Annotated in this window: 28 protein-coding genes and 1 rRNA gene; 10 read left to right on the top strand and 19 right to left on the bottom strand. The window is 69.7% G+C overall.

Annotation, left to right across the window (positions count from 1 at the left end; genetic code table 11):
* Positions 1 to 20: 20 nt before the first annotated feature.
* The gene (locus tag ABZV40_RS07535) at positions 21 to 1328 is read left to right on the top strand and encodes a zinc-dependent metalloprotease (protein WP_355437197.1); all 1308 of its coding nucleotides are present in this window, start codon (positions 21 to 23) and stop codon (positions 1326 to 1328) included.
* A 203-nt stretch (positions 1329 to 1531) separates the two neighbouring features.
* On the opposite strand, the gene ABZV40_RS07530 is transcribed toward ABZV40_RS07535, so the two are convergent.
* Positions 1532 to 2059 (bottom strand): M48 family metallopeptidase, encoded by a 528-nt coding sequence (locus tag ABZV40_RS07530; protein WP_355437195.1) that lies wholly within the window; start codon positions 2057 to 2059, stop codon positions 1532 to 1534.
* Between the two features lie 195 nt (positions 2060 to 2254).
* On the opposite strand from ABZV40_RS07530, the gene ABZV40_RS07525 reads away from it, so the two are divergent.
* From ABZV40_RS07525 to ABZV40_RS07510, 4 genes are all read left to right on the top strand, one after another.
* Entirely contained in the window at positions 2255 to 2410 is a 156-nt protein-coding gene (locus tag ABZV40_RS07525; RefSeq protein WP_169774275.1) for a DUF5679 domain-containing protein, read from the top strand.
* A gap of 45 nt (positions 2411 to 2455) precedes the next feature.
* On the top strand, positions 2456 to 3256 hold the full coding sequence (locus tag ABZV40_RS07520) for a hypothetical protein (RefSeq protein ID WP_355437193.1): 801 nt from the start codon (positions 2456 to 2458) through the stop codon (positions 3254 to 3256).
* Positions 3253 to 4563, top strand: a complete 1311-nt coding sequence (locus tag ABZV40_RS07515) for an AarF/ABC1/UbiB kinase family protein (protein ID WP_355437191.1) — start codon at positions 3253 to 3255, stop codon at positions 4561 to 4563. The genes ABZV40_RS07520 and ABZV40_RS07515 overlap by 4 nt, the downstream gene beginning before the upstream one ends.
* A gap of 86 nt (positions 4564 to 4649) precedes the next feature.
* Positions 4650 to 5219, top strand: coding sequence for a hypothetical protein (locus ABZV40_RS07510; RefSeq protein WP_355437189.1), 570 nt, complete (start codon positions 4650 to 4652; stop codon positions 5217 to 5219).
* Positions 5220 to 5773: 554 nt separating this feature from the next.
* On the opposite strand, the gene ABZV40_RS07505 is transcribed toward ABZV40_RS07510, so the two are convergent.
* The 4 genes from ABZV40_RS07505 to ABZV40_RS07490 all read right to left on the bottom strand — a co-directional run bounded on the left by ABZV40_RS07505 (position 5774) and on the right by ABZV40_RS07490 (position 9835).
* Positions 5774 to 6595: a methyltransferase gene (locus ABZV40_RS07505; RefSeq protein WP_355437187.1), complete on the bottom strand. Its 822-nt coding sequence runs from the start codon at positions 6593 to 6595 to the stop codon at positions 5774 to 5776.
* A gap of 335 nt (positions 6596 to 6930) precedes the next feature.
* On the bottom strand, positions 6931 to 7254 hold the full coding sequence (locus tag ABZV40_RS07500) for a WhiB family transcriptional regulator (RefSeq protein WP_355437185.1): 324 nt from the start codon (positions 7252 to 7254) through the stop codon (positions 6931 to 6933).
* Between the two features lie 99 nt (positions 7255 to 7353).
* Positions 7354 to 7623: a hypothetical protein gene (locus ABZV40_RS07495; protein ID WP_355437183.1), complete on the bottom strand. Its 270-nt coding sequence runs from the start codon at positions 7621 to 7623 to the stop codon at positions 7354 to 7356.
* Between the two features lie 142 nt (positions 7624 to 7765).
* Positions 7766 to 9835 (bottom strand): ATP-dependent DNA helicase UvrD2, encoded by a 2070-nt coding sequence (locus ABZV40_RS07490; RefSeq protein ID WP_355437181.1) that lies wholly within the window; start codon positions 9833 to 9835, stop codon positions 7766 to 7768.
* 61 nt (positions 9836 to 9896) lie between these two features.
* Between ABZV40_RS07490 and ABZV40_RS07485 the strand changes: the two genes are divergently transcribed.
* A complete protein-coding gene (locus ABZV40_RS07485) occupies positions 9897 to 10625 on the top strand; it encodes a DUF4191 domain-containing protein (RefSeq protein WP_355437179.1) in 729 nt (242 codons plus the stop codon).
* A 71-nt stretch (positions 10626 to 10696) separates the two neighbouring features.
* Here the strand turns inward: ABZV40_RS07485 and ABZV40_RS07480 are convergent, their stop codons facing one another.
* The gene (locus ABZV40_RS07480) at positions 10697 to 11170 is read right to left on the bottom strand and encodes an RDD family protein (RefSeq protein WP_355437177.1); all 474 of its coding nucleotides are present in this window, start codon (positions 11168 to 11170) and stop codon (positions 10697 to 10699) included.
* Positions 11171 to 11339: 169 nt separating this feature from the next.
* On the opposite strand from ABZV40_RS07480, the gene glnA reads away from it, so the two are divergent.
* Entirely contained in the window at positions 11340 to 12764 is a 1425-nt protein-coding gene (gene glnA / locus ABZV40_RS07475) for a type I glutamate--ammonia ligase (protein ID WP_355437175.1), read from the top strand.
* 30 nt (positions 12765 to 12794) lie between these two features.
* Here glnA and ABZV40_RS07470 read toward each other — a convergent pair whose 3' ends face one another.
* Complete coding sequence (locus ABZV40_RS07470; RefSeq protein WP_355437173.1) at positions 12795 to 13079, bottom strand: hypothetical protein; 285 nt, start codon at positions 13077 to 13079, stop codon at positions 12795 to 12797.
* A 60-nt stretch (positions 13080 to 13139) separates the two neighbouring features.
* Here ABZV40_RS07470 and ABZV40_RS07465 point away from each other — a divergent pair, with 60 nt between their 5' ends.
* Positions 13140 to 13730 carry an NUDIX hydrolase gene (locus ABZV40_RS07465; RefSeq protein ID WP_355437171.1) on the top strand — a complete coding sequence of 197 codons (591 nt, stop codon included), beginning with the start codon at positions 13140 to 13142 and terminating at the stop codon, positions 13728 to 13730.
* Here ABZV40_RS07465 and ABZV40_RS07460 read toward each other — a convergent pair.
* The 3 genes from ABZV40_RS07460 to ABZV40_RS07450 form a co-directional block, all read right to left on the bottom strand.
* A complete protein-coding gene (locus ABZV40_RS07460; RefSeq protein WP_355437170.1) occupies positions 13701 to 14084 on the bottom strand; it encodes an NADAR family protein in 384 nt (127 codons plus the stop codon). The genes ABZV40_RS07465 and ABZV40_RS07460 overlap by 30 nt on opposite strands.
* A 121-nt stretch (positions 14085 to 14205) precedes the next feature.
* Positions 14206 to 14367, bottom strand: a complete 162-nt coding sequence (locus ABZV40_RS07455) for a hypothetical protein (RefSeq protein ID WP_355437168.1) — start codon at positions 14365 to 14367, stop codon at positions 14206 to 14208.
* A gap of 31 nt (positions 14368 to 14398) precedes the next feature.
* The gene (locus ABZV40_RS07450) at positions 14399 to 14938 is read right to left on the bottom strand and encodes a hypothetical protein (RefSeq protein WP_355437167.1); all 540 of its coding nucleotides are present in this window, start codon (positions 14936 to 14938) and stop codon (positions 14399 to 14401) included.
* Between the two features lie 137 nt (positions 14939 to 15075).
* Here ABZV40_RS07450 and ABZV40_RS07445 point away from each other — a divergent pair, with 137 nt between their 5' ends.
* The gene (locus ABZV40_RS07445) at positions 15076 to 15309 is read left to right on the top strand and encodes a hypothetical protein (RefSeq protein WP_355437165.1); all 234 of its coding nucleotides are present in this window, start codon (positions 15076 to 15078) and stop codon (positions 15307 to 15309) included.
* A gap of 64 nt (positions 15310 to 15373) precedes the next feature.
* Here the strand turns inward: ABZV40_RS07445 and ABZV40_RS07440 are convergent, their stop codons facing one another.
* From ABZV40_RS07440 to ABZV40_RS07415, 6 genes are all read right to left on the bottom strand, one after another.
* Positions 15374 to 16306: an NADP-dependent oxidoreductase gene (locus ABZV40_RS07440; protein ID WP_355437163.1), complete on the bottom strand. Its 933-nt coding sequence runs from the start codon at positions 16304 to 16306 to the stop codon at positions 15374 to 15376.
* The gene (locus tag ABZV40_RS07435) at positions 16303 to 19203 is read right to left on the bottom strand and encodes a bifunctional [glutamine synthetase] adenylyltransferase/[glutamine synthetase]-adenylyl-L-tyrosine phosphorylase (RefSeq protein ID WP_355437162.1); all 2901 of its coding nucleotides are present in this window, start codon (positions 19201 to 19203) and stop codon (positions 16303 to 16305) included. The genes ABZV40_RS07440 and ABZV40_RS07435 overlap by 4 nt, the downstream gene beginning before the upstream one ends.
* A gap of 27 nt (positions 19204 to 19230) precedes the next feature.
* Positions 19231 to 19416: a hypothetical protein gene (locus ABZV40_RS07430; RefSeq protein WP_355437160.1), complete on the bottom strand. Its 186-nt coding sequence runs from the start codon at positions 19414 to 19416 to the stop codon at positions 19231 to 19233.
* Positions 19413 to 20546, bottom strand: a complete 1134-nt coding sequence (locus ABZV40_RS07425) for an inorganic phosphate transporter (RefSeq protein ID WP_355437158.1) — start codon at positions 20544 to 20546, stop codon at positions 19413 to 19415. The genes ABZV40_RS07430 and ABZV40_RS07425 overlap by 4 nt, the downstream gene beginning before the upstream one ends.
* An 85-nt stretch (positions 20547 to 20631) precedes the next feature.
* Positions 20632 to 21387: a type 1 glutamine amidotransferase gene (locus ABZV40_RS07420; RefSeq protein ID WP_355437157.1), complete on the bottom strand. Its 756-nt coding sequence runs from the start codon at positions 21385 to 21387 to the stop codon at positions 20632 to 20634.
* A gap of 25 nt (positions 21388 to 21412) precedes the next feature.
* A complete protein-coding gene (locus tag ABZV40_RS07415) occupies positions 21413 to 21835 on the bottom strand; it encodes a rhodanese-like domain-containing protein (RefSeq protein WP_355437155.1) in 423 nt (140 codons plus the stop codon).
* Between the two features lie 81 nt (positions 21836 to 21916).
* Here ABZV40_RS07415 and ABZV40_RS07410 point away from each other — a divergent pair, with 81 nt between their 5' ends.
* Positions 21917 to 22366: an Lrp/AsnC family transcriptional regulator gene (locus tag ABZV40_RS07410; protein WP_355437153.1), complete on the top strand. Its 450-nt coding sequence runs from the start codon at positions 21917 to 21919 to the stop codon at positions 22364 to 22366.
* Here ABZV40_RS07410 and ABZV40_RS07405 read toward each other — a convergent pair.
* The 3 genes from ABZV40_RS07405 to rrf form a co-directional block, all read right to left on the bottom strand.
* On the bottom strand, positions 22363 to 23172 hold the full coding sequence (locus tag ABZV40_RS07405; protein WP_355437151.1) for a GNAT family N-acetyltransferase: 810 nt from the start codon (positions 23170 to 23172) through the stop codon (positions 22363 to 22365). The genes ABZV40_RS07410 and ABZV40_RS07405 overlap by 4 nt on opposite strands.
* The gene (locus ABZV40_RS07400) at positions 23160 to 23987 is read right to left on the bottom strand and encodes a GNAT family N-acetyltransferase (protein WP_355437149.1); all 828 of its coding nucleotides are present in this window, start codon (positions 23985 to 23987) and stop codon (positions 23160 to 23162) included. Before ABZV40_RS07400 ends, ABZV40_RS07405 begins: the two co-directional genes overlap by 13 nt.
* Positions 23988 to 24087: 100 nt before the next feature.
* A 5S ribosomal RNA gene (gene rrf / locus ABZV40_RS07395) occupies positions 24088 to 24185 on the bottom strand; the annotation flags it as partial.

Below are 24185 nucleotides of genomic sequence, written 5' to 3'. Positions count from 1 at the left end.
GATCCGCGTACGGTAGAGGCATGAGTGACGTGCCGTTCGGGTTCAGCCCGCACGACCCCGACGACAAGAGCGGGAAGCCGGGAGACAACCCGTTCGACTTCAGCCAGCTGGGCAACATGCTGAGCCAGCTGGGCGCGATGCTGAGCAGCGCCGGGTCGTCCAGCGGACCGGTGAACTACGACCTCGCCAAGCAGATCGCGTTCCAGCAGCTGTCCTCGACGACGACCACGATCGGGTTCGCCGCCGACCAGTCGAGCGCGGTCACCGACGCCGTGCACCTGGCCGAGATGTGGCTCGACCCGGTCACCTCGCTGCCCGCCGGCACCCGCACCACGCAGGCCTGGACCGCGCGCGACTGGATCGAGCGCACCATCCCCACCTGGCAACGCCTGTGCGATCCGGTCGCGCAACGCATGTCCACCGCCTGGGTCGAGGCGATGCCCGCCGAGGCGAAGCAGGCGGCCGGTCCGCTGCTGTCGATGCTCGGCCAGATGGGTGGCATGGCCTTCGGGTCACAGCTGGGCAACGCTTTGGCGCAGCTCGGCGCCGAGGTCCTCACCTCGACCGACGTCGGCCTGCCGCTCGGCCCCGAGGGCACGGCGGCACTGCTGCCCGCGAACATCGAGAAGTTCACCGAGGGCCTGGAGCGCCCGGCCTCCGAGGTGATGGTGTTCCTCGCCGCCCGCGAGGCCGCCCACCAGCGACTCTTCACGCACGTGCCGTGGCTGCGGCAGCGCCTGCTCGACACCGTCGAGGAGTTCGCCAAGGGCATCAAGGTCGACACCTCCGCCCTGGAGCAGCTCGCGGGCCAGATCGACCCGTCGAACCCCGCCTCCATCGAGGAGGCCATGAGCTCCGGCCTGCTCGAACCGCAGACGACCCCGGAGCAGAAAGCCGCGCTGACCCGACTGGAGACCCTCCTGGCCCTGGTCGAGGGCTGGGTGGACGTCGTCGTCGACGCCGCCGTGGCCGACCGCCTGCCCGGGGCCCCCGCCCTGCGCGAGACGCTGCGCCGCCGCCGCGCCTCCGGTGGCCCGGCCGAGCAGACCTTCGCGACCCTGGTCGGCCTCGAACTGCGTCCCCGGCGCCTGCGGGCCGCCTCGGCGCTGTGGAAGCTCATCGGCGACCAGCACGGCGTCGAGGTGCGCGACAGCGTGTGGGACCACGCCGAGCTCATCCCGTCCGCCGAGGACCTGGACGACCCGCTGGAGTTCGCCGAGCGCCTCGCCAACACCCGCAAGGCGCTGGAGGACCCGATCGCCGAGCTCGAACGCACGATGCGCGCGGACGAGGGCAAACCCGAGGACGGCAAGCCCGACGAGAGCTGATCGATCTTCTGAACATCACGCCCGGCGAGAAACCTTCTCGCCGGGCGTGACACGTTCGGGGGTCCGGGGGCTTGCCCTGGGCGTGGGGCCTGGGGGCTCGGCCCCAGAAACACCTGAGCGAGGAGTGGCGAGCGCTCTACGCGAGCACACTTCCCCCGAGCAAGGCGCTCTCCACGAGCGCATCTCACCCCCGAGCGGGGGCTCTAGTCCTCTGACAGCCCTAAATCCGCGGCGGCCGAGATGCCCTCCAGGTAGCCCATGGCCCGCTCGGACTTCGGATAGCGGTGCACCCACTCCCAGAAATCCTTGCCGTGGCCTGGCACGAGCAGGTGCGCGAGCTCGTGCACCAGCACGTAGTCGAGCACCCACGGCGGCACCTCACGCAGACGCTCGGACACGCGGATCGTGCCCTCGGTCGGCGTGCAGGACGCCCAGCGCGTGCGCATGGGCGGCACCCAGCGCACGCTGACGGGGTCGGCGAGCGAGTCCAGGTACCGCGCCGACAGCTCGGCACAGCGCGCCATCAGCGCCTCGTCCGACGTTCGCGCAGGGGATCTCCTGCGCGTCTCGCTGCGCTGGAGGCGGCTCAACATCTCCGCCACCCAGTGCTTCTCTTCCCCCTTGGTCATCCGTGCCGGCAGCAGGACGACGACGGTGTCGCCCTCCCGGTACGCGCTGACCATGCGGCGGCGCCGGGGGCTCCGCCGCACCTCCACCCGCGGTTCGGCCATGCAGTCACCGTAAACGTCGGCACCGACAATTTTCGGCCCCCAACCGGCCGCACGCCCGCACCCGGCGGGTGAAGTTCCGCCGAACGGCGGCTGGACACGCGCGGAATCGACATGCGCGGAATCCCCGCCTCGCCCAGGTACCTTCGCGCCAAGGTCCCCGAGTGTGTCCGCACTCACAACTGCAAGGGAGGGGCTGTGGCCGAGAAGTACAACGGCTACTGCGTCAAGTGTCGGGAGAAGCGCGACTTCGACGGCAAGGTCGAGGAGACCAACGGCCGGCGCATGGCGAAGGGCACCTGCCCAGTCTGCGGCACGAAGATGACGCGGATCCTCGGCAAGGCCAAGGTTTGACGTTTCCGCTGGCAGGGGGCGTCGCCCCCTGCCAGTCTTTCCCATGTGGACATCAGACCTCGCGTACGTGCAGGACTCGCCGTGGTGCGCCGCGGCCCCGGCGTCGTGCAGGTCGGCACCGACCCCAAGCACGCCGTCGTGATCGACTCGCTGCCCGAGGCGCTCATCGACGAGCTGATCACCCTGGACGGCCGTCACACTGTCGCTGAACTGGGTGAAAGACTGAAGGAACGCGGCGAGGACCCCGACCAGCTGACCGACGTTCTCGTCTCGCTCGAACAGGCGGGCCTGCTCGACACCGGGTCCCCCGCGACGGGCGCGACGGCCGCCGTGCACGGCGCCGGACACCTTGCGCTTTCAATTACTTCGCTTCTAGCTGAATCAAGCGTGCGTCTGGCGCACCACGCGGATCTGACGGTCCTGGCGGCCACGCAGGTGCCCGATCCGACCCTCGTGAGCGCACTCATGGCGTCGCGGACGCCGCATCTGGCCGTGCGCGTGCGTGAAGGCGTGGGCATCGTCGGGCCGTTGGTCCTGCCTGGTCGGTCGTCCTGCCTGAACTGCGCGGACCTGCACCGCACCGACCACGACCCGGCATGGCCCGTCATCGCGACGCAGCTCGTCGGCAAACCGGCGTCCTCCGACGTGCTGTTCGCGTCGGGCACGGCAGCGCTGGCCGTGGTGCAGGTCCTGGAGTCGTTGATCTACCTCCGCGGCCGCGACCTGGCCCCGCCGCCCGTGCTCAACGCCACCCTCGAACTCGACCTGGTGGCGGGAGTTGCTGAGAGGCGAAGCTGGTATCCGCACCCTGACTGTCAGTGCTCCGCACATAACATGGCCGAGTGACCGAGATTCCGCGCAAGGCCGTGCAGCGCACCGCCAAGCTGGCGAGCCTCCCGCTCGGGGTGGCCGGCCGGGTGGTCGGTGGCTGGGGGAAGCGACTGACCGGACGCGCGGCCGACGAGGTCAACGCCGAGGTGACGGCCAAGACGGCGGAACAGGTCTTCGCGGTGCTCGGCCAGCTCAAGGGCGGCGCGATGAAGTTCGGCCAGGCGCTGAGCGTCTTCGAGGCGGCCGTCCCTGACGAGCTCGCCGCCCCCTACCGCGAGGCCCTCACCAAACTGCAGACCGCGGCCCCGCCGATGCCCGCCCGCACGACCCACCGCGTGCTGGCCGAACAGCTCGGCGCGTCCTGGACGAAGCGCTTCCAGTCGTTCGACGACGAACCGGCCGCGTCGGCGTCCATCGGCCAGGTGCACCGCGCGGTGTGGCACGACGGCCGCGACGTGGCGGTGAAGGTCCAGTACCCCGGCGCCGACGAGGCCCTGCGCGCGGACCTGAAGCAGCTGCTGCGGTTCTCCCGGCTGCTGCAGGCGATCATGCCCGGCACCGACGTGCGACCGCTGCTGGAGGAGCTGCGCGACCGGTACCTGGAGGAGCTCGACTACCGCGACGAGGCCGCCAACCAGCGCACGTTCGCCAAGGCCTTCGAGAACGACCCGCACGTGCTGGTCCCGCGCGTCGTCGCCTCGGCGCCCAAGGTCATGGTCACCGAGTGGACCTCCGGCGTCGGGCTCTCGACGATCATCCGCGAGGGCTCGGTGGAGGAGCGCGACCGGGCCGGCCAGCTCCTGGCCGAGTTCCACTTCTCGGCCCCGTCCCGCTCCGGCCTGCTGCACGCCGACCCGCACCCCGGCAACTTCATGCTGGGCGACGACGGCCGCCTGCGCGTGATCGACTTCGGCGCCGTCGCCCGCCTCCCCGACGGCCTGCCCAAGACCCTCGGCCTGATGACCCGCCTGGCCCTGGACGGCCGGTCCGCGGACCTGGTCGAACTGCTGCGCACCGAGAACTTCATCCGCGAGGGCATGGCCCTGCGCGGTGACGACGTCCTCGGCTACCTGGCGCCGTTCGTCGAGCCGCTGCGCACCGAGTCGTTCCACTTCACCCGCCGCTGGCTGCAGTCCCAGGCCGAACGGGTGGGCGACCTGCGCAGCCCGGACTCGCAAACGGGCCGGTCCCTGAACCTCCCGCCGCAGTACCTGTTGATTCACCGCGTGACATTGGGCGCGACGGGCATTCTCTGCCAGTTGGACGCCCATGTGACCGCACGGGAAATCGTCGCGCGCTGGCAGCCGGGATTCGACGACTAACTCGTCCGAGTGAACATCGGCCGAGTTGTCCACAGGTTGGCCCGCACCCCGATTTTCTGTCGTACCCGCAGGCCACGATGGACCACATGACACCCATCGCGACAACCGCTGACCTGCGCGAATCCGGCCTCTCACCACGCGAGATCCTGCGTCACTGCACCCCGACCGGTCCTTGGCAACGGCTGCTTCCCGGCGTCGTCCTGCAGAAACCGTCGCCGCCCTCCCGCCTCGACCGGCTGCGCGCGGTCCTGTTCTTCGCGGGCCTCGATTCCGTGATCACCGGGGCGGACGCGCTGACCCGGCAAGGCGCCACGGTGCCTCTCCCCCGGCACATTCACGTGCTGGCGGGAAGGAACACCCGAAGAGCTCATCCGGGAATTCTCATCGAACGCACGAACCGTCCACCGGGCGTCGTGCACCGCCACGGCCTGCGCCTGGCGGCCCCGGCCCGAGCCGCACTGGACATGGCTCGGCGAGAGACGAACCCGCGTGCGGTCGTGACGATCCTCGACGCGGTGGTGGACGCGCGGTTGTGCTCGCCCGATGAGCTGCGCGAGGAGCTGGAGCTCGGCAGCCGACGGGGATCAGCGCTGGTCAGGCAGGCCTTACGCCACCTCTACCCGCGCGGGGCGTCGATGCCGATCACGCCCATCTGAACGGGGCCGTGACTCGCCAGACCGCCGAGCGCGGCCGCACGCCCGGCCTCGGCTGAGCAGCTCACCGACCCACGCGTCCTCACCAGACTGACGCGCTGCCACAAGCCAAACCGGAGACACCTCGACCGGAGGGAGACATGCCGCCCCACTGACCCGGTGTGGAATGCGAAGCGCCACAACCCGTGCCAACAAGAGCCACGCGACCTCACCGGGCTGAGGTGAGCGCGAAGCCCGCCGATCGACGAACCGCCGCACCATCAACCCAGCGCGAACCGGCACCGACTCGAACCGGGCCGGGCAGTCCCACCAACCCCCTCGGAACGCGAAACCGGCCACAAGCCGCTCACTCGGCCCGAGTCCAGCGCAGCCCAGCCCGACCGGCACCGGTCAGCGCCAGTACTCGTCCGGCAACTTCCCTTCGATGTCGCGCACGTGCGCCTTGGCGCACACGTGACACAACCACCGGATCGACCCACCGGTCCGCTCAGACGACCAGGCCAGGAACTCCAGGTCGGAAACGGAGGCACGCAGCCGACCACATCTGTGGCACGCCGTCATCGGCGCCGTCCGAGGTGGACGGTGTCGGTCTCCAGCAGGAACACGTCCTCCCTGGCGCCGACGTACTCGGAGTCGGAGGGGTTCAGCAGCCGGCGCAGCGCGTCGCGGTCGGCCGGGTGCAGGTAGGGCCCGGTGATCTCGGCGAGCCAGGTCAGGCGGTCGACCGCCCATTCGCGGACGAGTTGCTTCGAGGGTGCCGGGTGGTCGACGACGAAGCTGAAGGCGCTGATCTCGCCCAGGCCCGCGTCGGCCAGTGCGACGTTCCAGCCGACGGGCAGGCGCACGGAGCCGGTCATGTTCTCGCGCATCGACACGAACCACTCCGCACGGGCCGCGGCCATGCGGTCCTGCAGACCGGGTTCGCCCACGCCGAGGTCCCACGGCAGGAAGCGGGTCTCGAGGCCGCCTTCGGCCAGGGCCAGCCAGCCGCCGGGTGCCAGTGCGGAGACCAGACGGCGCAGGCCGCGCAGCTGGTCGGGGAGGTGGTGAATCACCCGCGAGCCCCAGATGAGCTCGACCGGGCCGGCGAACGACAGCGGATCCTCGGTGGCGAGGTCGGCCAGCACCGGTTTCACCGACACGGCGCCGTCGGCTTCGGCGCGCGCGGCGGTGCACGCTGCGTCGAGCAGTTCGGGAGTGGCGTCGACCAGGACGAGGACGCCGCCGCCGTGTTCGCGCAGCGCCGAGACGAGCGGCACGCTCATGGAGCCCGCGCCGCAGCCGACGTCCATGACGACCGGCGAGTCGGGCAGCAGCCCTACGAGTCTGCGGGCGACGACCGACAGCGCTTCGGCCTGCAGCGAGCCGTAGCGCCTCATCGCGTGAAGCCTTGCGGACCAGTCGATCCCGTCGTGGGTGTGGTGCGGCACAAATGCAAACGGTACGGAGGAACGGCCGAGGCCGCCATCCACCTTCTCGTGGATGACGGCCTCAGCTCGGGACTGTCAGAGGTCGAAGCGAGCCGCTCTGCGACCGGCCCATCGCGACAACCTGCGCCAACGTTGCGCTGACGCGAGGCGGTTCGCCAGGCGTTGCTCTTCAGCGAACCTCTGGGCTTCTTGTATTCGTATTCGCACGAGTTCTTCGTTCAGAGACATGGGTGTCAGGCCCTCGTTCAGGTAGGTGGGGAGCGCGCTGTTGCTGGTCACGGTGTTCACGCCGCCGCCTCCGTCTTGTCGGTGGTGACAACAGCTGCCGCGTCCTTGCGCGGACGGCCACGGGGCCGCTTCCGCGCGATCACGACACCGCGCTCGAAGATCTCTCCACCCCAGACGCCCCACGGCTCGTGACGGGCGAGCGCGCCGGCGAGGCACTCCGCCAGCACCGGGCAGGTTCCGCAGAAGGACTTCGCCTTCTCGAGGTCGGCCGGCGCGTCAGCGAACCAGAGGTCGGGGTTGTGGGTGCGGCAGGGCAGGTCGAGCCCCTCCGCGAGGTCCGGAAGTGTCTCGCCGGTGAGCGGGACAGTCGCGGTCAACATCAGGGTTTTCTCCTTGTGTGGGGTACTGCAAAAACACGAAGGCCGCGGACTCTGTGCGAGTCCGCGGCCTTCGTGAGCCTGGTGGTCCTTCGACCCCCTCTATGGGGTCGGCAGGAGCCTTCTCACTTGATGCGCGGACGGCGCATTCGTGTAGTTGTGAACGTCGATGACCGGCAGCACGATCGGCTGCTCGCTACCCAGTTCGATGCCGCGCAGTGCGGTCCCGCGCAGAGCGGTGCCGCGCTCACGACCCAGCAACGCCACCGGCTTCAGGGCAGACTTCCGCCACATGGCCTGAGCGGCTGCGGACGCGCAGAGGCCCTCGGACACGGGGAGGCCGAGCGCGCGCGAAGTCGTGAAGAGCTTCACAACGGCCACCTCCTCCAAGAGAGCTCTGCTGTAGAGAGCTAGTAGTAGTTCTTCTTCCCCAGACGGGTCCTCCGGACCCGGCATGAGCAGGTTATGACCCCGTCCCACGGGCTCGCAACCTATTTAACGAAACTTGTCCCGATCAGGTGGCGGAGTACCCGACACCGGCCCGGACCAGGCCCAACACGTCGTCGCCGAACTTATCAAGCTTCGAGGCGCCGATGCCCGAGATCGCCACGAGTCCGGCCGAATCCGTGGGTCGCTGCTCCGCGATCGCCATCAGCGTCGCGTCGGTGAAGACGACGTACGCGGGCACCTTCAGCTCCCGCGCCCGCGCCGCACGCCACTGACGGAGCGACTCGAGCAGTTCTTCGTCCACATCGGACGGGCAGGACTTGCAGCGTCCCAGCTTGACGGCCTGCGCCTCGACCAGCGTCGCGGCGCACACCCGGCAGGTCGGCTTCTCCTTCTTCATCAAGGGAGGCCGCTGCGCACCGCCAGATACTCGGGCGGCCGGGTGGTTCTCGGGTACGAGGCTGTAGAGGAACCGGGACCGGCGGCGGTACTTGCGTCCACCGGCGGCGCGCGACAACGCCCACGAGAGCCAGAGGTGTTCACGCGCGCGCGTGACTCCTACATAGAGAAGGCGGCGTTCTTCTTCGATCTTGGCCTCGTCGCCGTCGGCGTACTGGATCGGCATCGTGCCCTCGACCAGCCCGACGAGGAACACGGCATCCCACTCCAGGCCCTTCGACGCGTGCAGCGACGCGAGCGTCACGCCCTCGACGGTCGGCGGGTGCTGCGCCTCGGCCCGCACGTCGAGTTCCGCGCAGAACCGCGGCAGGTCGGCACCGGGCACGGCCGCGACGAACTCCTCGGCGAGCTCGACGAGCGCGAGCAGCGACTCCCAGCGTTCGCGCGCGGAGCCGCCGGTCGGCGGCTCGTCGGTCAGCCCGACGCGCGCCAGCACCGAGCGGACGACCTCGGGCAGGCTGCCGTCGAGATCACCCGCCGCGCGCAACGCGATCATCGCCTGGCGGACCTCGGCGCGCTCGAAGAACCGCTCGCCGCCGCGCACGAGGTACGGGATGCCGTGCGACGCGAGCGCCTGCTCGTACACCTCGGACTGCGCGTTGACGCGGTAGAGGATCGCGATCTCGGAGGCCGCGACCCCCTCGTCGAGCAACGTCTTGATGCGCCGCGCGACCGAGTCGGCCTCGGCCGGCTCGTCGTCGAACTCGTGGAACCGCGGCGGCGGCCCGTCCGGCCGCTGCCCGATCAGCTTGAGCCGCGAACCGGCGGGACGGCCGCGCGCCCACTTGATCACGTCGTTCGCCAGCGCCACGACCTGAGGCGTCGACCGGTAGTCGCGCTCCAGCCGCACGACGACGGCCTCGGGGAACCGCCGCCCGAAGTTGAGCAGCGGCTGCGGCGAGGCACCGGCGAAGGAGTAGATGGTCTGGTTCGCGTCGCCGACCACGGTCAGGTCGTCGCGGTCGCCGAGCCACGCGTCGAGCACGCGCTGCTGCAGCGGCGTCACGTCCTGGTACTCGTCGACGACGAAGCAGCGGTAGCGGTCGCGGAACTCCTGCGCGACCTCCAGGTTGTCCTCGAGCGCGGCGGCGGTGTGCAGCAGCAGGTCGTCGAAGTCGAGCAGCTGCGCCTCGTTCTTGAGCTGCTCGTACATCGCGTAGAGCTTCATGATCTGCTCGGCGGGCGCGGGGATGTCGCGTGCGGCGCGCGAGGCGGCGGCCGGGTACGCGTCCGGTGTCAGCAGCGACGACTTCGCCCACTCGATCTCGCCGGTGAGGTCGCGCAGCGCGTCGGCCTCCGTCGGCAGCCCCAGCCGGGACGCGGCACGGCCCACGACGCGGATCTTCTGGTCGATCAGCTCCCACCGCGGGCCACCGATGACCCGTGGCCAGAAGTAGCGCAGCTGGCGGGACGCGGCAGCGTGGAACGTCACGGCCTGTGCGCCGTGCACGTCCAGAGAACGCAGACGGGTGCGCATCTCCCCCGCGGCACGCTTGGTGAACGTGACGGCGAGAACCTGCGACGGAGCGACGTGGCCGCGTTGGCACAGGTAGGCGATGCGGTGGGTGATCGTGCGGGTCTTGCCGGTGCCGGCGCCGGCGAGCACGCACACCGGGCCGCGCGGCGCTTCCACCGCTGCGCGCTGTTCCGGATCAAGACCCTCCAGCAACGCCTCCATGCCCGGCAGTCTCGCAGATGGCCGATGCAACACGGAGACCAGCGCGCCGTATCCTGTCCATATGGCAGGTAAGCAGGACAAGGCGGCGGCCAAGGAAGCGGCGAAAGCTCGTCGCGCGGCTTCACGCGAACGGCGCAAGCAGATCTTCGAGGCGTTCAAGATGCAACGCCGCGAGGACAAGGCGCTCGTTCCGCTGATGCTGGCGGCGCTGCTCGGCGTCACCGCGATCGCCGTGGTCCTGGGCCTGGTCCTGAACGCGGTCTGGATGTTCGTGCCGCTGGGCGTCGCGATCGGCGCACTGCTGGCCGTGATCATCTTCGGTCGCCGCGTGCAGAGCAACGTCTTCCGCAAGGCCGACGGCCAGCCCGGTGCCGGCGCCTGGGCGCTGGAGAACCTGCGCGGCCGCTGGCGCGTCACGCCCGCCGTCGCGGGCACCACGCAGCTCGACGCCGTGCACCGCGTGCTGGGCCGGCCGGGCGTCGTCCTGGTCGCCGAGGGCGCGCCGCAGCGCGTCAAGCCGCTGCTCGCGCAGGAGAAGAAGCGCATCTCCCGCGTCGTCGGCGATACCCCGATCTACGACTTCATCATCGGCTCCGCCGAGGGCCAGGTCCCGCTGAAGAAGCTGCAGTCCACGCTGATGAAGCTGCCGCGCAACATCACGACCGCCCAGGTCGACGCGCTGGAGACCCGCCTCGCCGCGCTGTCGAGCCGTGGCGCCGCACTGCCCAAGGGCCCGATGCCGCAGGGCGCCAAGATGCGCAACGTCCAGCGCACGCTGCGACGCCGCTGAACCAGTCCTGACCAGCGAAAAGGCCCGTCGCACAGCTCGTGCGGCGGGCCTTTTCGCGTTGCTTGGAGGAGCTAGCGGACCTTGATGACGACGGTGCCCGCCGCCTTGTCGTGCAGGCACCGGCCGTCCGCGTCCCAGACCAGCGCCGGAATCAGCGGGAAGATGAGGATGGTGCGCAGCAGCGCGCGGGGCAGGTGCACGAACGCCTTGCCGTCGATGCGCGCGACCCGCAGCCCGAACAGCGCGTGCCCCGGCGTGAACCCGAAGAACGCCACCGCGACCACGGTGATGACGAACCAGGCCAGCAGGCTCCAGTTGCGCGGCAGTTCCGGCCGGGTGAACAGCCCGGCGACGCCGGCCGCCAGCAGGAAGTCGACGAGGATGGCGAGCGTGCGCCGCCCGATCGAGGCGATGGAGCCCGGCCCCTTCTCCGGGAAGCCGTGGCGCTCACCACGCCAGCGCTGCTGCTTGCCGTCGTTCGACTCGTCACCCGGTTCCAGCACCGAGCGCGGTCCCGACAGCCACGAACCGGTCCACCTGCTCACCCCACCAGAGTAAGCCTGTGAACATCGGGTGAGGATCGGCAGGTCGTCTTGCCCCCTCAGACGGCCCCGTTAACACTGGCGAAACATCAGAGTGACGGACGGGCAACACCGCCGACATACGGTCGCTCGCGATGACCAGCCGTTGTCCATAGTCAAGGAGTCGACGAGGGTGTTCAAAAATTCCGACGAGGTGCTGAAGTTCATCTCCGACGAGGGCGTCAAGTTCGTCGACGTGCGGTTCAGCGACCTGCCCGGCGTGATGCAGCACTTCACTCTGCCCGCCAAGGCGTTCGATGCCGACGCGATCGAAGAGGGTCTCGCCTTCGACGGCTCCTCCGTGCGCGGCTTCCAGTCCATCCACGAGTCGGACATGCTGCTGCTGCCCGACCTGTACACCGCGCGCCTGGACCCGTTCCGCATCGAGAAGACGCTGATCGTCAACTTCTTCGTGCACGACCCGTTCACGCGTGAGGCGTACAGCCGCGACCCGCGCAACATCGCGCGCAAGGCCGAGCAGTACATCACCGACTCGGGCATCGCCGACACCGCGTACTTCGGTGCCGAGGCCGAGTTCTACATCTTCGACTCGATCCGGTTCGACACCACCGCGAACGCGTCCTTCCACGAGATCGACTCGATCTCGGGCTGGTGGAACACCGGCCGCGAGGAAGAGGGCGGCAACCGCGGCTACAAGGTGAAGTACAAGGGCGGCTACTTCCCCGTCACGCCGACCGACCACTACGCGGACCTGCGCGACAAGATGGTCCTGAACCTCGAGTCGAACGGCTTCGCCGTCGAGCGCGCCCACCACGAGGTCGGCACCGCGGGTCAGGCGGAGATCAACTACCGCTTCAACACGCTGCTGCACGCCGCCGACGACCTGATGCTGTTCAAGTACATCATCAAGAACACGGCGTGGCAGGCCGGCAAGACCGTCACGTTCATGCCGAAGCCCCTCTTCGGTGACAACGGCTCGGGCATGCACACCCACCAGTCGCTGTGGAAGGACGGCGCGCCGCTGTTCCACGACGAGAGCGGCTACGCGGGCCTGTCCGACACCGCCCGCCACTACATCGGCGGCATCCTGCACCACGCCCCGTCGCTGCTGGCCTTCACCAACCCGACGGTGAACTCCTACCACCGCCTGGTCCCCGGCTACGAGGCCCCGGTCAGCCTGGTCTACTCCCAGCGCAACCGCTCGGCGTGCGTCCGCATCCCGATCACGGGCAACAACCCGAAGGCCAAGCGCATCGAGTTCCGCTGCCCCGACTCGTCCGGCAACCCGTACCTCGCCTTCTCGGCGATGGTCATGGCGGGCCTCGACGGCGTGAAGAACAAGATCGAGCCGCCGGCCCCGATCGACAAGGACCTCTACGAGCTCCCGCCCGAGGAGGCCCGCGACGTCAAGCAGGTCCCGGCCACGCTCGACGCGGTGCTCGACAACCTGGAGGCCGACCACGAGTTCCTGCTCGAGGGCGGCGTGTTCACGCCGGACGTGATCGACACCTGGATCTCGTTCAAGCGCGAGCAGGAGATCGACCCGCTGCGTCTGCGCCCGAACCCCTACGAGTTCGCGCTCTACTACGACGTGTGATCGACGCTTGACCGCCGAGGGCCGGGTGACCTAGTCGCCCGGCCCTCGGCCTGTCTGGCTTCCGAGCAGCGTCACGCTCGTCGACAGACCCTTCGCGCCAGGGTGAACCCGGACGTTGGTGACCACGACCGCGGCCTCACCGCCGGTCGGCAGCCTGAGCAGGGCTTCACCGCCGTCCAGTTCCTCCGCGGCCGTGCCGGCACCGGACAACTGCCAGATGCCGTCGGTCACCGTCTCGATCAGGTCCACCCGATCCAGCTCAGCCCTGTTCCCGTCCGCGTAGACGAGCAGGGCCGGCCCTGAGTAGCTGAACACGCCAGGTACACGTGTGGCGCGGCCGCGGGGTTCACACGGTCACGTGGTAGAGCTAGCGCCGTGACACAGTGGACAGTGCACGGCACCCGCCGCATCTACGAGTCGGCGTGGCTGAGCGTCGACCTCGACGACGTGGAGATCCCCGACGGCGAACGGTTCGAGCACCACGTCGTCAGGCTTCCCCACCCTTCGACGGGTGTGGTGGTCGTCGACCAGGACCGCGTGCTGCTGATGTGGCGTCACCGCTTCACCACCGGCGCGTGGGGCTGGGAGATCCCGGCCGGTCGTTGCGAGGCGAACGAGACGGTGGAGGCCGCGGCGATCCGCGAGACCGAGGAAGAAACCGGTTACAAGGTGAGCATCGAGCCGCTGGTCACCATCAACCCGTTGACCGGCATCAGTTCTCACACGACGCACATCTTCGTCGGCGCCGACCCGGTCAGGACCGGTGAGCCGGATCCCGCCGAGGCGGCGAAGGTCGAGTGGGTGCCGCTCGACGACATCCCCGGGATCATCCGAAAAGGACTCATCCCGTGCGGGATCACGTTGGCGGCGCTCACGACCTACCTCACGCTGCGGACAGCCGGGAACGAACCTCCATCAGGGCCTCGCCGAGCAGGTTCAGGCCCCGCCACGACGACGGGTCGGTAGCGCACGGGAACCCGTGCCCAGCAGGTAGGAGCGAAGCGCCGGGTCCTGGCCGAACTTCGCCAGGTTGCCGGCCACCACGATCTCCAGGCGCGCGGAAACCCAGGCGGACTCCGAAAACCCCGACACCTGGCGGCCCAGCGCCTTCGCCTCGCCCGGTGAGGCCGCGGCGAGCACGCGGGCGGCGACTGCGTCGTCGTCGAACAGCAAAGCCTTGCGCCACATCATGTAGTGCTCGGCGGAAGCGAACGTCGCGCCGTCCACGACGAACGAGCACGGCCACCACTGCGACAGGCAGCCCCTGCCGATGCTGCCGTCGCGTTCGGGCTGGTGGCCCCAGAAGAAGAGGAACTTCACATGAGCACGGTACGCAGCCAAGGAGCCCGGAGGCCGTGTTCGCCAGGTGGATGAAGGGCGCCTTCCTCCACCTGGTGTGGATGAAGGCGCCCTTCATCCACCTCACTGCCCGGCAAGGCGACTAACGGTCGTCCGGCTCAAGGTTTTCGTCGGGTTCCGGCATCTCCGGCTCGCGCCAAGACTGGGCGCGCGTCGGGCCTCCCGCGCGCAGCTCGTTGGCGAGTTCGCGCTTCAGCTGGTCGTCGCGGGCGGGGCCGTGCTGATCACTTCCGCGTTGAGTCATGCACGAGGCGTACCCATCCGCGGGAACGAAATCACTTCGGGACCGGGATGCCCGTCACGGTGATCGCGGCACCGGTGGGCGCGAACTGACCGGAGATCGAGTTGAACGTCAGGGTGAGCGAGCTCACACCCGCGCCGAGCTTCTGGTCGAGGATCACGATGCCCGACGCGGTGGTGCCCTGGGTGACGAGGCCGTCCCACTTGCTGCTCGACGCCGCGTAGGTGCGCTTCAGGTCGTCCAGGACCGCGATGCCGTCGACGGGGAGGGTCATCCTGGCCTGGGAGGCGTTCGTGGCCGTCACGAAGAGCTTCACGCGGCCGTTCGCGGCTTCCACGCGGGTCACCTCGACGGTGAGCATGCCGCGCTGCTGCTTGAAGGAGCCCGTCGCGACCTTGACCTCGGCGGACGGCTCGGTGGTTTCCAGTGCGCCGTCAGGGGTTTGGGCGCTGTTCGACGTAGTCGTGGCGGACGTGGTGTTGGGCTGTGCGGCGGAGTTGTCACCGCTCAGTGCAAACTGGATCACACCCAGTAACGCGAGCACACCGGCAGCCACGCCCGCAATGGCGATCACGGTCTTCCCTCGGCGCGTGACCCGACGATGCTGCATGACTTCCTCTGTTCGACCCCCGTGACAAAACACAGCTCCCCCTCGAGCGGGGCCTAGTCTCATATCGAACGGGTGAAACGTCAATGCGCTAGGGTCCGCGCGTGTCTCAAGATGTCGCCGAATTCACGGCTCCGCAGCTGCTCACCACCCACATCGTCGGCTCGGCAGCCGAGGCGCTCGAAGCGGTTCAGGCCGCTGACGTGCTCGACCTCGGTGTTCGCGCCTACAACCGCCTCGTTCCCGACGCCGACGACGCCGAGTCGTTGGAGGAGGAGTGGGTGGTCGAGGTCTACACCAGCGCTCCTGCTGTCGACCCCGACGCGGACGAGGACTGAGCAGCCCAGAAGTGGGGGCACCCCGTCCGGAGTGCCCCCAAACCTGAAGAAATACCTGAAGATTTCAGACCGTCAGTACAACTTTTCCGCGCACGTGCCCACCTTCGAGCAGCTTGTGCGCTTTCACCGCCTCCGCCAACGGGAACGTCTGCTGCACCTCGACGCGCAACGAACCGGCGGCCACCAGGTCCACCAGCCACTGCGTCTGCTCGGCGTTCGGCCGCGCCCAGGTGTTGATCACTCCGTGCTCCAGCGCACGCGGCCCGTCCACAATGGACGTCATTCGCGCCCGGTCCCGCACCAGCTGCAACGACTGGTCGAACGCGAGCCCGCCGACGTTGTCGGTGACCACGTCGACCTTGCCGTCCCCGCCGATCAGCTCCGCGACGGTGTCGACCAGCGCGTCGCCGTAGGCCACCGGTTCGGCGCCCAGCGACCGGACGAAGTCGTGGTTGCGCGGCGACGCCGTCCCGAGCACCCGTGCGGCACCCAGCTCACGCGCGATCTGCACCTGGAGGTGGCCGACCCCGCCCGCGGCCGCGTGCACCAGCACGACGTCACCCGGTCCGGTGCCCACGGCCTTCAGCGACTGCAACGCGGTCAGCCCGGCCAGCGGCAGTGCGGCGGCTGTCACGAAGTCCACGGTGGACGGTTTGCGGGCGATCATCCGGTCCGGCAGCGCGACCAGCTCTGCGCAGGTGCCGAACTGGACGTGGTCCTTGCGCGCGTAGGCGAGCACCTCGTCGCCCGGCTTCCAGTCCTGCACGCCGATGCCGACCGCGCGCACGACGCCCGCGACGTCCCAGCCGGGGATCAACGGCAGGTGGTGCGGCAGCAGACCCTGCAGGTACCCGGCTCTGATCTTGAAGTCCACCGGGTTCACGCCGGCCGCCCGCACCTCCACCAGGACCTGGTCAGGCCCCAGCAGCGGATCGGGCAGCTCCTGCCACGACATGACGTCGGCGTCGCCGAACTGGGTAAACGCGATCGCTTTCACAGTTCCTCACCGTAGAAGACTCGTTCGGCCACTGCACGTGCACGGCGGGTCGTGCGGCGATATTCCTCCAGGAACACTCCAGGATCACCACCGGGCGGATACCCCATCACGGAAGCGACCGCCACGAGGTCGCGCCCGGACGTCGGCAGCTGGTCGGAGGCCTTGCCCCGCACCAACGTCACGGCGTTGCGGGCGCGTGTCGCGAGGTTCCACGCGGCGGTCAGCGCGTTGGCGTCCTCCTCGGCCAGCAGTCCCGCGGAGACCGCAGCGGACATCGCGGCCATTGTGGACGGTGTGCGCAACCCGGGCACCGCGCCGGAGTGCTGCAGCTGCAACAACTGCACGGTCCACTCGACGTCCGCGAGCCCACCGCGGCCGAGCTTGGTGTGCGTGCTCGGGTCGGCACCGCGCGGCAAGCGTTCCGCGTCGACGCGCGCCTTGATCCGCCTGATCTCCCGCACGGACGCCGCGTCGAGCCCGTCGGCCGGATACCGCAGCGGCTCGATCAGCGCCTCGAACTCGGCCCCCAGCGCCGCATCGCCCGCGATGAACCGGGCCCGCAGCAGCGCCTGCTTCTCCCAGATCTCCGCCCACTGCCGGTAGTACGCGCGGTAGGAGTCCAAGGTCCGCGCCAGCGGCCCCTGCCTGCCCTCCGGTCGCAGGTCCGCGTCGACCTGCAGCGGCGGGTCCTGCGACGGCGCGCCGAGCAGCCGCCGGATGTTCTCGACGACACCGCTCGCCCACTTCGCCGCCTCGGCGTCGGACACGCCGTCGAACGGCCGGCAGACGAACATCACGTCCGCGTCCGATCCGTAGCCGAGTTCGTGGCCGCCGAGCCGGCCCATACCGATCACGGCCAGCGCGGCGACGGGCTGCCCGGCCGCGCGCAGGGCCGCGTCGAGCGCGCTCTGCAGCACCGCGGCCCACACCTCGGACAGCGACACGCAGACCGTGTCCACCGACATGAACCCCAACAGGTCCGCGGCGGCGACGCGCAGCATCTCGTGACGCCGCAACGACCGCGCGGCCGCGACGGCGCGCGGCAGGTCGTCGTAGCGGGAAACCGCGCTGCGCAACGGGTTCCCGATCGCGTGCGGATCGCGGCCGACCAGCGCGTCGGTGTCCGCGAGCAGGCGCAACACCTCCGGCGCCCGCACCAGCAGGTCGGGCACGAAACGCGACGTGCCCAGCAGCACCGCGAGCCGTTCGACGACCGCGCCCTCGTCCCGCAGCAGCCGCAGGTACCAGGGCGTTTCCGCGAGCGCCTCGGACACCTTCCGGTAGGCGAGCAGCCCGCCGTCCGGATCCGGTGTGCCGGCGAACAGGTCGAGCAGCACCGGCAGCAAAGCACCCTGGATGCGAGCCCGCCGCGAAACGCCGTGCGTCAACGCCTGGATGTGCCGCAACGCCCCGTCAGGCGACGTGTAGCCCAACGCCGCCAACCGGGCCACGGCCTCCTTGGTGGTCAGCCGCAGCGCCTCGGTCGGCACGCCCGCCACGGACTGCAGCAGCGGTCGGTAGAACAGCTTCTCGTGCAGCCGCCGGACCTGGTTGGCGTGCCGGCGGAACTCCGCGAGCAGCACCTGCCCCTCCGACTTCCGGCCGTCCGCGTGCAGCCCGATCGAACGCGCGAGCCAGCGCAGCGCCGTGACGTCGTCGTCCGCCGGGAAGAGATGCGTGCGCAGTAAACGCTGCAGCTGCAGCCGGTGCTCCAACGTGCGCAGGAACCGGTACGAGCGCCCGAAGTCCGCCGCGTCGTTGCGTCCGATGTACCCGCCCTTGCCCAGTGCGGCCAACGCGGCGGTCGTCGCCTGAATCCGCAGGTCCTCGTCGGACCTGCCGTGCACGAGCTGCAGCAGCTGCACCGCGAACTCCACGTCGCGCAGACCCCCGCGGCCCAGCTTCAGCTCGCGGTCGGCGAGCCCGGACGGCACGTGGTCCTCGACGCGGCGGCGCATCGCCTGCACGTCCTCGACGAAGTTCTCGCGCTCGGCCGCCGTCCACACGTACGGCCGCACCACGTCCAGGTACGCCTGGCCGAGCTCGGCGTCGCCCGCGACCGGCCGCGCCTTCAGCAGCGCCTGGAACTCCCAGGTCCGCGCCCACTTCTGGTAGTAGGAGGCGTGCCCGTCGAGCGTGCGGACCAGCGCGCCCGCCTTGCCCTCCGGCCGCAACGCCGCGTCGACCTCGAAGCACGACCGGCCCGCGATCTGCATCATCGTGCTGGCCAGCCGCGTCGCCGCACCGAGATCACCTTCGGCGACGAACACGACGTCGACGTCGCTCACGTAGTTCAGTTCGTTCGCGCCGCACTTGCCCATCGCGATCACCGCGAGCCGGCACCGGTCCGCGCCGTTGACGCGTTCGGCGGCGAGCCGCAACGACGCCCGCAACGCGGACACCGCGAGGTCGGACAGCTGCGCCGCCACCGTGTCGTACGGGATGTACGGCAGCGTCGGCTCGACGACGTGCGCCAGGTCGTTGGCCGCCACGAGCAGCAGCTTCGCGCGGTACTCGGTGCGGAGCACGGCACCGTCCGGCAGGTCCAGCGACACGTCGACCTCGTCGGTCAGCGATCGCCACCGCTCGGGGTTCGCGACGAGGAAGTCCGACAGCGCGGTCGACGACCCGAGAACGGCGAGCAGCCGGCCGCGGAGCACGACGTCCTTGTGCAGCGCGGCCGAGAGCTCAGCCCAGTCGGCGACGCCGTGCAGGCGCTCCAGCCCGCGCAACGCGAGGTCGGGATCGGGAGAGCGGGACAGGGCGGCCAGGACCGGCTCGGCGCCGTCGGCCGGGCGACGGTCAGCCCACAGATCGAGGCCGCGCAGCACTTCTTCGCTGCGCGGCTCGGTGAGTCCGAATCTGGCTGGTGAGGCGGCGCGGGCTGATTCGCTCATCACGCACCAACCTAGTGGCAACCGGTGCTAAACGATGATCAGGAACAGCCCGTAGCCGACGGCCGCCACGCACCCGGCGAAGCTCGCCACCGCGGCGGTCTTGGAGTTGTTCGACAACGCCCTGATGCCGAGCACGAACAGCGTGACCACCAGGAGCGTGACCAGCAGCGTTGCCCCGAAAACGGTCAGCAGTGCGGTGAAGTCGATTTTCACGCCGCCACCTTGTGCAGCTCCGCCTGCGCGGCGACCTCGTCGACGATGTGCTCCGGCTTGACCGGTTCGCGTCGCGACAGCACCCAGATGCCGACCGCGATCGCACCGCCGATGACGGCGACGCCGATGACGCCGGCCGTGCCGCTGGACGCCCACTTGCCCGCGATGGCACCGACGATCCCCGCGGCGGGCAGGGTGACCAGCCAGCCGGCGGCCATCTTGCCCATGGTTCCCCACCTCACGCCGTGGCGGTCACGACCGAGGCCGGAGCCCATGATGCCGCCGGACGCGACGTGCGTGGTGGACAGCGCGAACCCGAGGTGCGACGACGCGAGGATCGCCGCGGCCGTCGAGGTCTGCGCCGCGAAGCCCTGCGCGGGCTCGATGGTCGTGAGGCCGCGGCCGAGCGTGTGGGTGATGCGCCAGCCGCCGAGGTACGTGCCGAGCGCGATCGCCGCACCGGCGCTGATGATCACCCAGGTGGGCGGCGCCGAACCGGGCGCGAGCGAGCCGGACGTGATCAGCGCGAGCGTGATGATGCCCATGGTCTTCTGCGCGTCGTTGGTGCCGTGCGCGAGCGAGACCAGCGAGGCGGACGCGACCTGGCCGATCTTGAACCCGGTGTGCGACACGCGCGGGTCCGTGGCCTTCTTGAGCCGGTAGACCACGACCGTGGCGAGGGCCGCGACGACACCGGCGACCAGCGGCGCCACCACCGCGGGCACGATCACCTTGTCGAGGACCTTGGTGAAGTGGATGGCGTCCACACCGGACGCGACCCACGCGGCGCCGATCAGGCCGCCGAACAGCGCGTGCGACGAGCTCGACGGCAACCCGGCGTACCAGGTGACCAGGTTCCACATGATCGCGCCGACCAGCCCGCCGAAGATGATCGCGGGCGTGATCTTGGCGTCGTCGACGATGCCGCCGGAGATGGTCTTGGCCACCTCCACGGACAGGAAGGCACCGACGAGGTTGAGAACCGCGGACAGCGCGACAGCCGTCTTGGGCTTGAGCGCACCGGTCGCGATGGAGGTGGCCATGGCGTTGGCCGTGTCGTGGAACCCGTTGGTGAAGTCGAAGATGAGAGCAGTGACGACAACGATGATCACTACAAGAGCGGGATCCACACTGATCCTCCGGCTGGATCGAACAAGGTGCTCGATGATGACGGTACCGGGTACTCAGGATGCCCTATAACCTACGAAAGTAACGTCACACCAACGGAAGTTGTGTGCCCGGCCACCCCGCGGGCGGCAGTTCTCCCCGCACCAGCTTGGCGAATCTGCCCACGAACGGCTGCCACACCTCCTCGAAGTCGCGGTGCGCTTCTTCGAGGAAGTCCTGGTCGAAGTGGTGGGGCCGCGCGCAGGCCGCGGAGTCGGGATCCTTGGCGGCCCAGTTCAGGACGATCTCCGGGGTCGTCTCGATGTGGAACTGCAGGCCGTAAGCGCTTGCGCCGACCCGGAACGCCTGGTTGGGGTACTTCGGCGACGCCGCCAGGTGCTCCGCGCCGGGAGGCAGCACGTGCACCTCGTCGAGGTGGAACTGCAGCACGTCCGGGGTGAACGGCAGATCCGCGAACAGCGGGTCGTTGCCGGCGACGTCCCGCTTCGCCACCAGCAACACCCCGACCTCAGGCCCCTGCGGACCCCTGCGCACCTGTCCCCCGGTGGCCGCGGCCAGCAGCTGCGCGCCGAGGCAGATCGCGAGCACCGGCACCCGCTGCGCGACCGCGCTCGACAGCAGCCTCCTGACGTCGGCCAGCCACGGGTGTTCGACGTCGTCCAGCGCGCCCATCTCGCCACCGAGGCAGATCACGCCCTGGTAGCCGTCCAAATCGGCCGGTGCGGGCTCGTCCCGCAACGACACCAGGTGCAGCTCGACGCCGTCGGCCTCCAGCCAGTCACCCAGCTTCGCCAGCGGGTCTGACTGCGAGGGCTGCAGAACGAGCAAACGCGGTGCGGTCACGTACCTGAGCCTATGTCGGCTTCACTCAACAATGACACGCGACCTTAGAAACATCCGCTTGGTTCCGCTCGACCGGATAGCCCGCTTCCCGCCACGCCGTGATACCTCCGGCCAGCCGCTTCACCCGGAAGCCGCGTTGCGCGAGGGCGAGAGCACCCTTGGTGGCGGCGTTGCACTGGAAGCTCTCGCAGTAGCAGATGTAGACCAGGTCCGGGTCCAGGTCGAGCTGTTCGGGCAGGTCGCGGTAGGGCAGGTTGACGGCGCCGGGGATGCGTTCCCGCGCGAACGCCTCGGGGCTTCTCGTCTCCACGAGGACGTACCCGCTCGTGTTGCCCGCCTGCAGATCGCGGTGGACGTCGTCGGGGTCGGCTTCGAAGGCGAGCTCGGCGGCGAAGAAGGCCGCCGCGGTCTTCGGGTCGGCGGCGGGGAAGCGCAACGCGTTGGTCATGCCGTTGATCCTGCTTGCCCGGACGGGCTGTTCGGCATGCAGAAGTCCAGGCGTTCGCGGCTGTTTGCTTATGATTTCCAGGTGGAACTCGACGCGGTGGACTGGAAGATCCTGTCGCTGTTGCAGGTGGACGGCCGGATGTCGTTCACCGCGCTGGGCCGCGAGGTGTCGCTGTCCGCGCCGGCCGTGACCGAACGGGTGCGGCGCCTGGAGTCGCTGGGCGTGATCACCGGCTTCGTCGCGGTGGTCTCCCCGGCACGCCTGGGCCTGCCGATCGAGTCGATCGTGCGCGTGCGGGTGCGGTCCCTGGACACGCCCCGGTTCCGGACTCAGGTGCTGGTGCTGCCGCAGGTCCTCGACGCAGACCACGTGACCGGCGACGACTGCTGGCTGCTGCGTGTCGTGTGCCGGTCGATGGTGGAGCTCGAGGAGCTCGTCGAGGTGATGCAGCGGTACGGCGACACCACCACTTCACTGGTGTTCTCGTCGCACGTGCGCAACCGGCCGCTCACGCCCGCGCTGTTCGACTAGGACCAGCGGTACTCCACCCAGTCCGAGACGTGCCGGAACCCGATCCCCCGGTAGACCGAGTTCGCGGTCGGGTTGGCGAAGTCGGCGGTCAACACGACGTGGTCGGCACCGGCCGCGTACGCCCACTGGCTGACCGCGGCCGTGACGGCGGCGGCATAGCCCCGTCGGCGGTGCTCGGGCGGGGTGTAGACCGGGCCGACCCGTGACACCCCGGCGATCGGGTCGGTGCCGGCCGCCCACGACACCGGTACACCGTCGACCTCCCAGATCAGGTGGCCCGCGGGCATGGTGCGGCTGCCGCGCATCGCGTCGCGGGCGTCGTCGCGGCTCAGTCCGTCCAGCTCGGCGACGAAGTCGGTCCACCACTCGGTGATGAGGTCGTCGTCCGGTTCCGCGGCCAGGCGGGATCTGCCCGGCACGTCGGGGATCGTCAGCTCGTCCAGGTGGTAGAGCTTCAGCCGGAAGGTCTCGTGGCCGCCGGTGCGCCAGAGGGTGCGGAAGGCTTCGACTCGGTCCAGCGGGCCGGTGACGGCGTCGACGTCCTGGCCGCGCAACGCCTCGGCCACCAACGGGGCGGCCGCGGGTGGCATGGCGGCCACGTGGAGCGGGCGGTCCTGCATGCGAGTCGCCACGCCGACGAGCGTTCCGTTGTCGTACAACGTGATCAGCGCCGCCGGTACGCGAAGGCCGCGCAGGGCCGAGTCCACTGTGGTCAAGTGGACGCTGTGGTTGACGGGGTCGGCGTCGAGGAAGCCGCCCGCCACCGCGAGGAAGTCGTCGATGTCGTCGTGGGTCAGTGCTTCCACCAGAACTCCGCCCAGTCGTCGAGTGCTCGGTAGCCGATTCGTCGGTAGATCGAGTTCGAGGTCGGGTTGGTCAGGTCCGCGAAGAGGATGACGTCGGTGGCGCCCCGGTCGAGTGCCCACTGGCTGACCATCGCGGTGACGGCGGCACCGTAGCCGTGCTTGCGGTGCTCGGGCGGGGTGTAGACCGGGCCGACTCGGGTCATGCCGAACTGCGGAAGGCTCGCCACGGCCCAGGCGACGGGGGCGCCGTCGACCTCCCAGAGGGCGTGGCCGTTGCCGAGGCGCAGCGACCCGCGCATGGCTTCGGTCGTTCCGTCGTTCGGGGCCTCGGGCACGGCTTCCGCGAGGAACGCCCGGCGCCAGGCACCGAGCAGTTCGACGTCCTCCTCGGTCGCCATCCGCCCGGAGCCGGCCGCGGTCGGAGGGGCCAGCGTGCCGAGGCGGTACTGGCGGGTGGTCAGCGACTCGGCGAAGCCGGCGCCCATGGCTGTGGCGAGAGCCTCAGCTCTTTCTCGCGGGCCTGTCACGCCCTGGGCGTCCGGATCGACCTCGCGGGCGATCTGCGCGGCCAGTTCCGCCGCTTCAGGCGGCAGGTCCGCGGCCTGGAACAGCCACGGCGGTGTGCGGATCAAGGAGCCGATCACCTCACCGCGGTCGTGGAAGGTGATCAGGGTCGGGGGATGGTCGCTGCCCGGCAGGCGGCGGAGGCGGTCCAGTGAGGTGAGCGCCACCGTGTTCCGCACCGGATCGGCGGTCAGCCGATCGAGGATGGCGGCGTCGAACGACTCCAGAGTTGTGTGCACGACCGCGTCCATGGGTCCATCAGACCAGGCCGGGCAAGCGAAAATCGGCACGCAGAAGACCCCTGCGGGGAGCACTCGAGGTGCTCGACCCGCAGGGGTCTTCTGAACGATTGTCCGGCGGCGACCTACTCTCCCACACCGTAACCAGTGCAGTACCATCGGCGCAGAAGGGCTTAACTACCGGGTTCGGAATGGGACCGGGTGTTTCCC

It is taken from the genome of Lentzea sp. NPDC004782 (assembly GCF_040609115.1).
In the GTDB taxonomy this organism is placed as follows: Bacteria; Actinomycetota; Actinomycetes; order Mycobacteriales; family Pseudonocardiaceae; genus Lentzea.
This window is presented reverse-complemented; position numbering and strand designations above follow the sequence as displayed.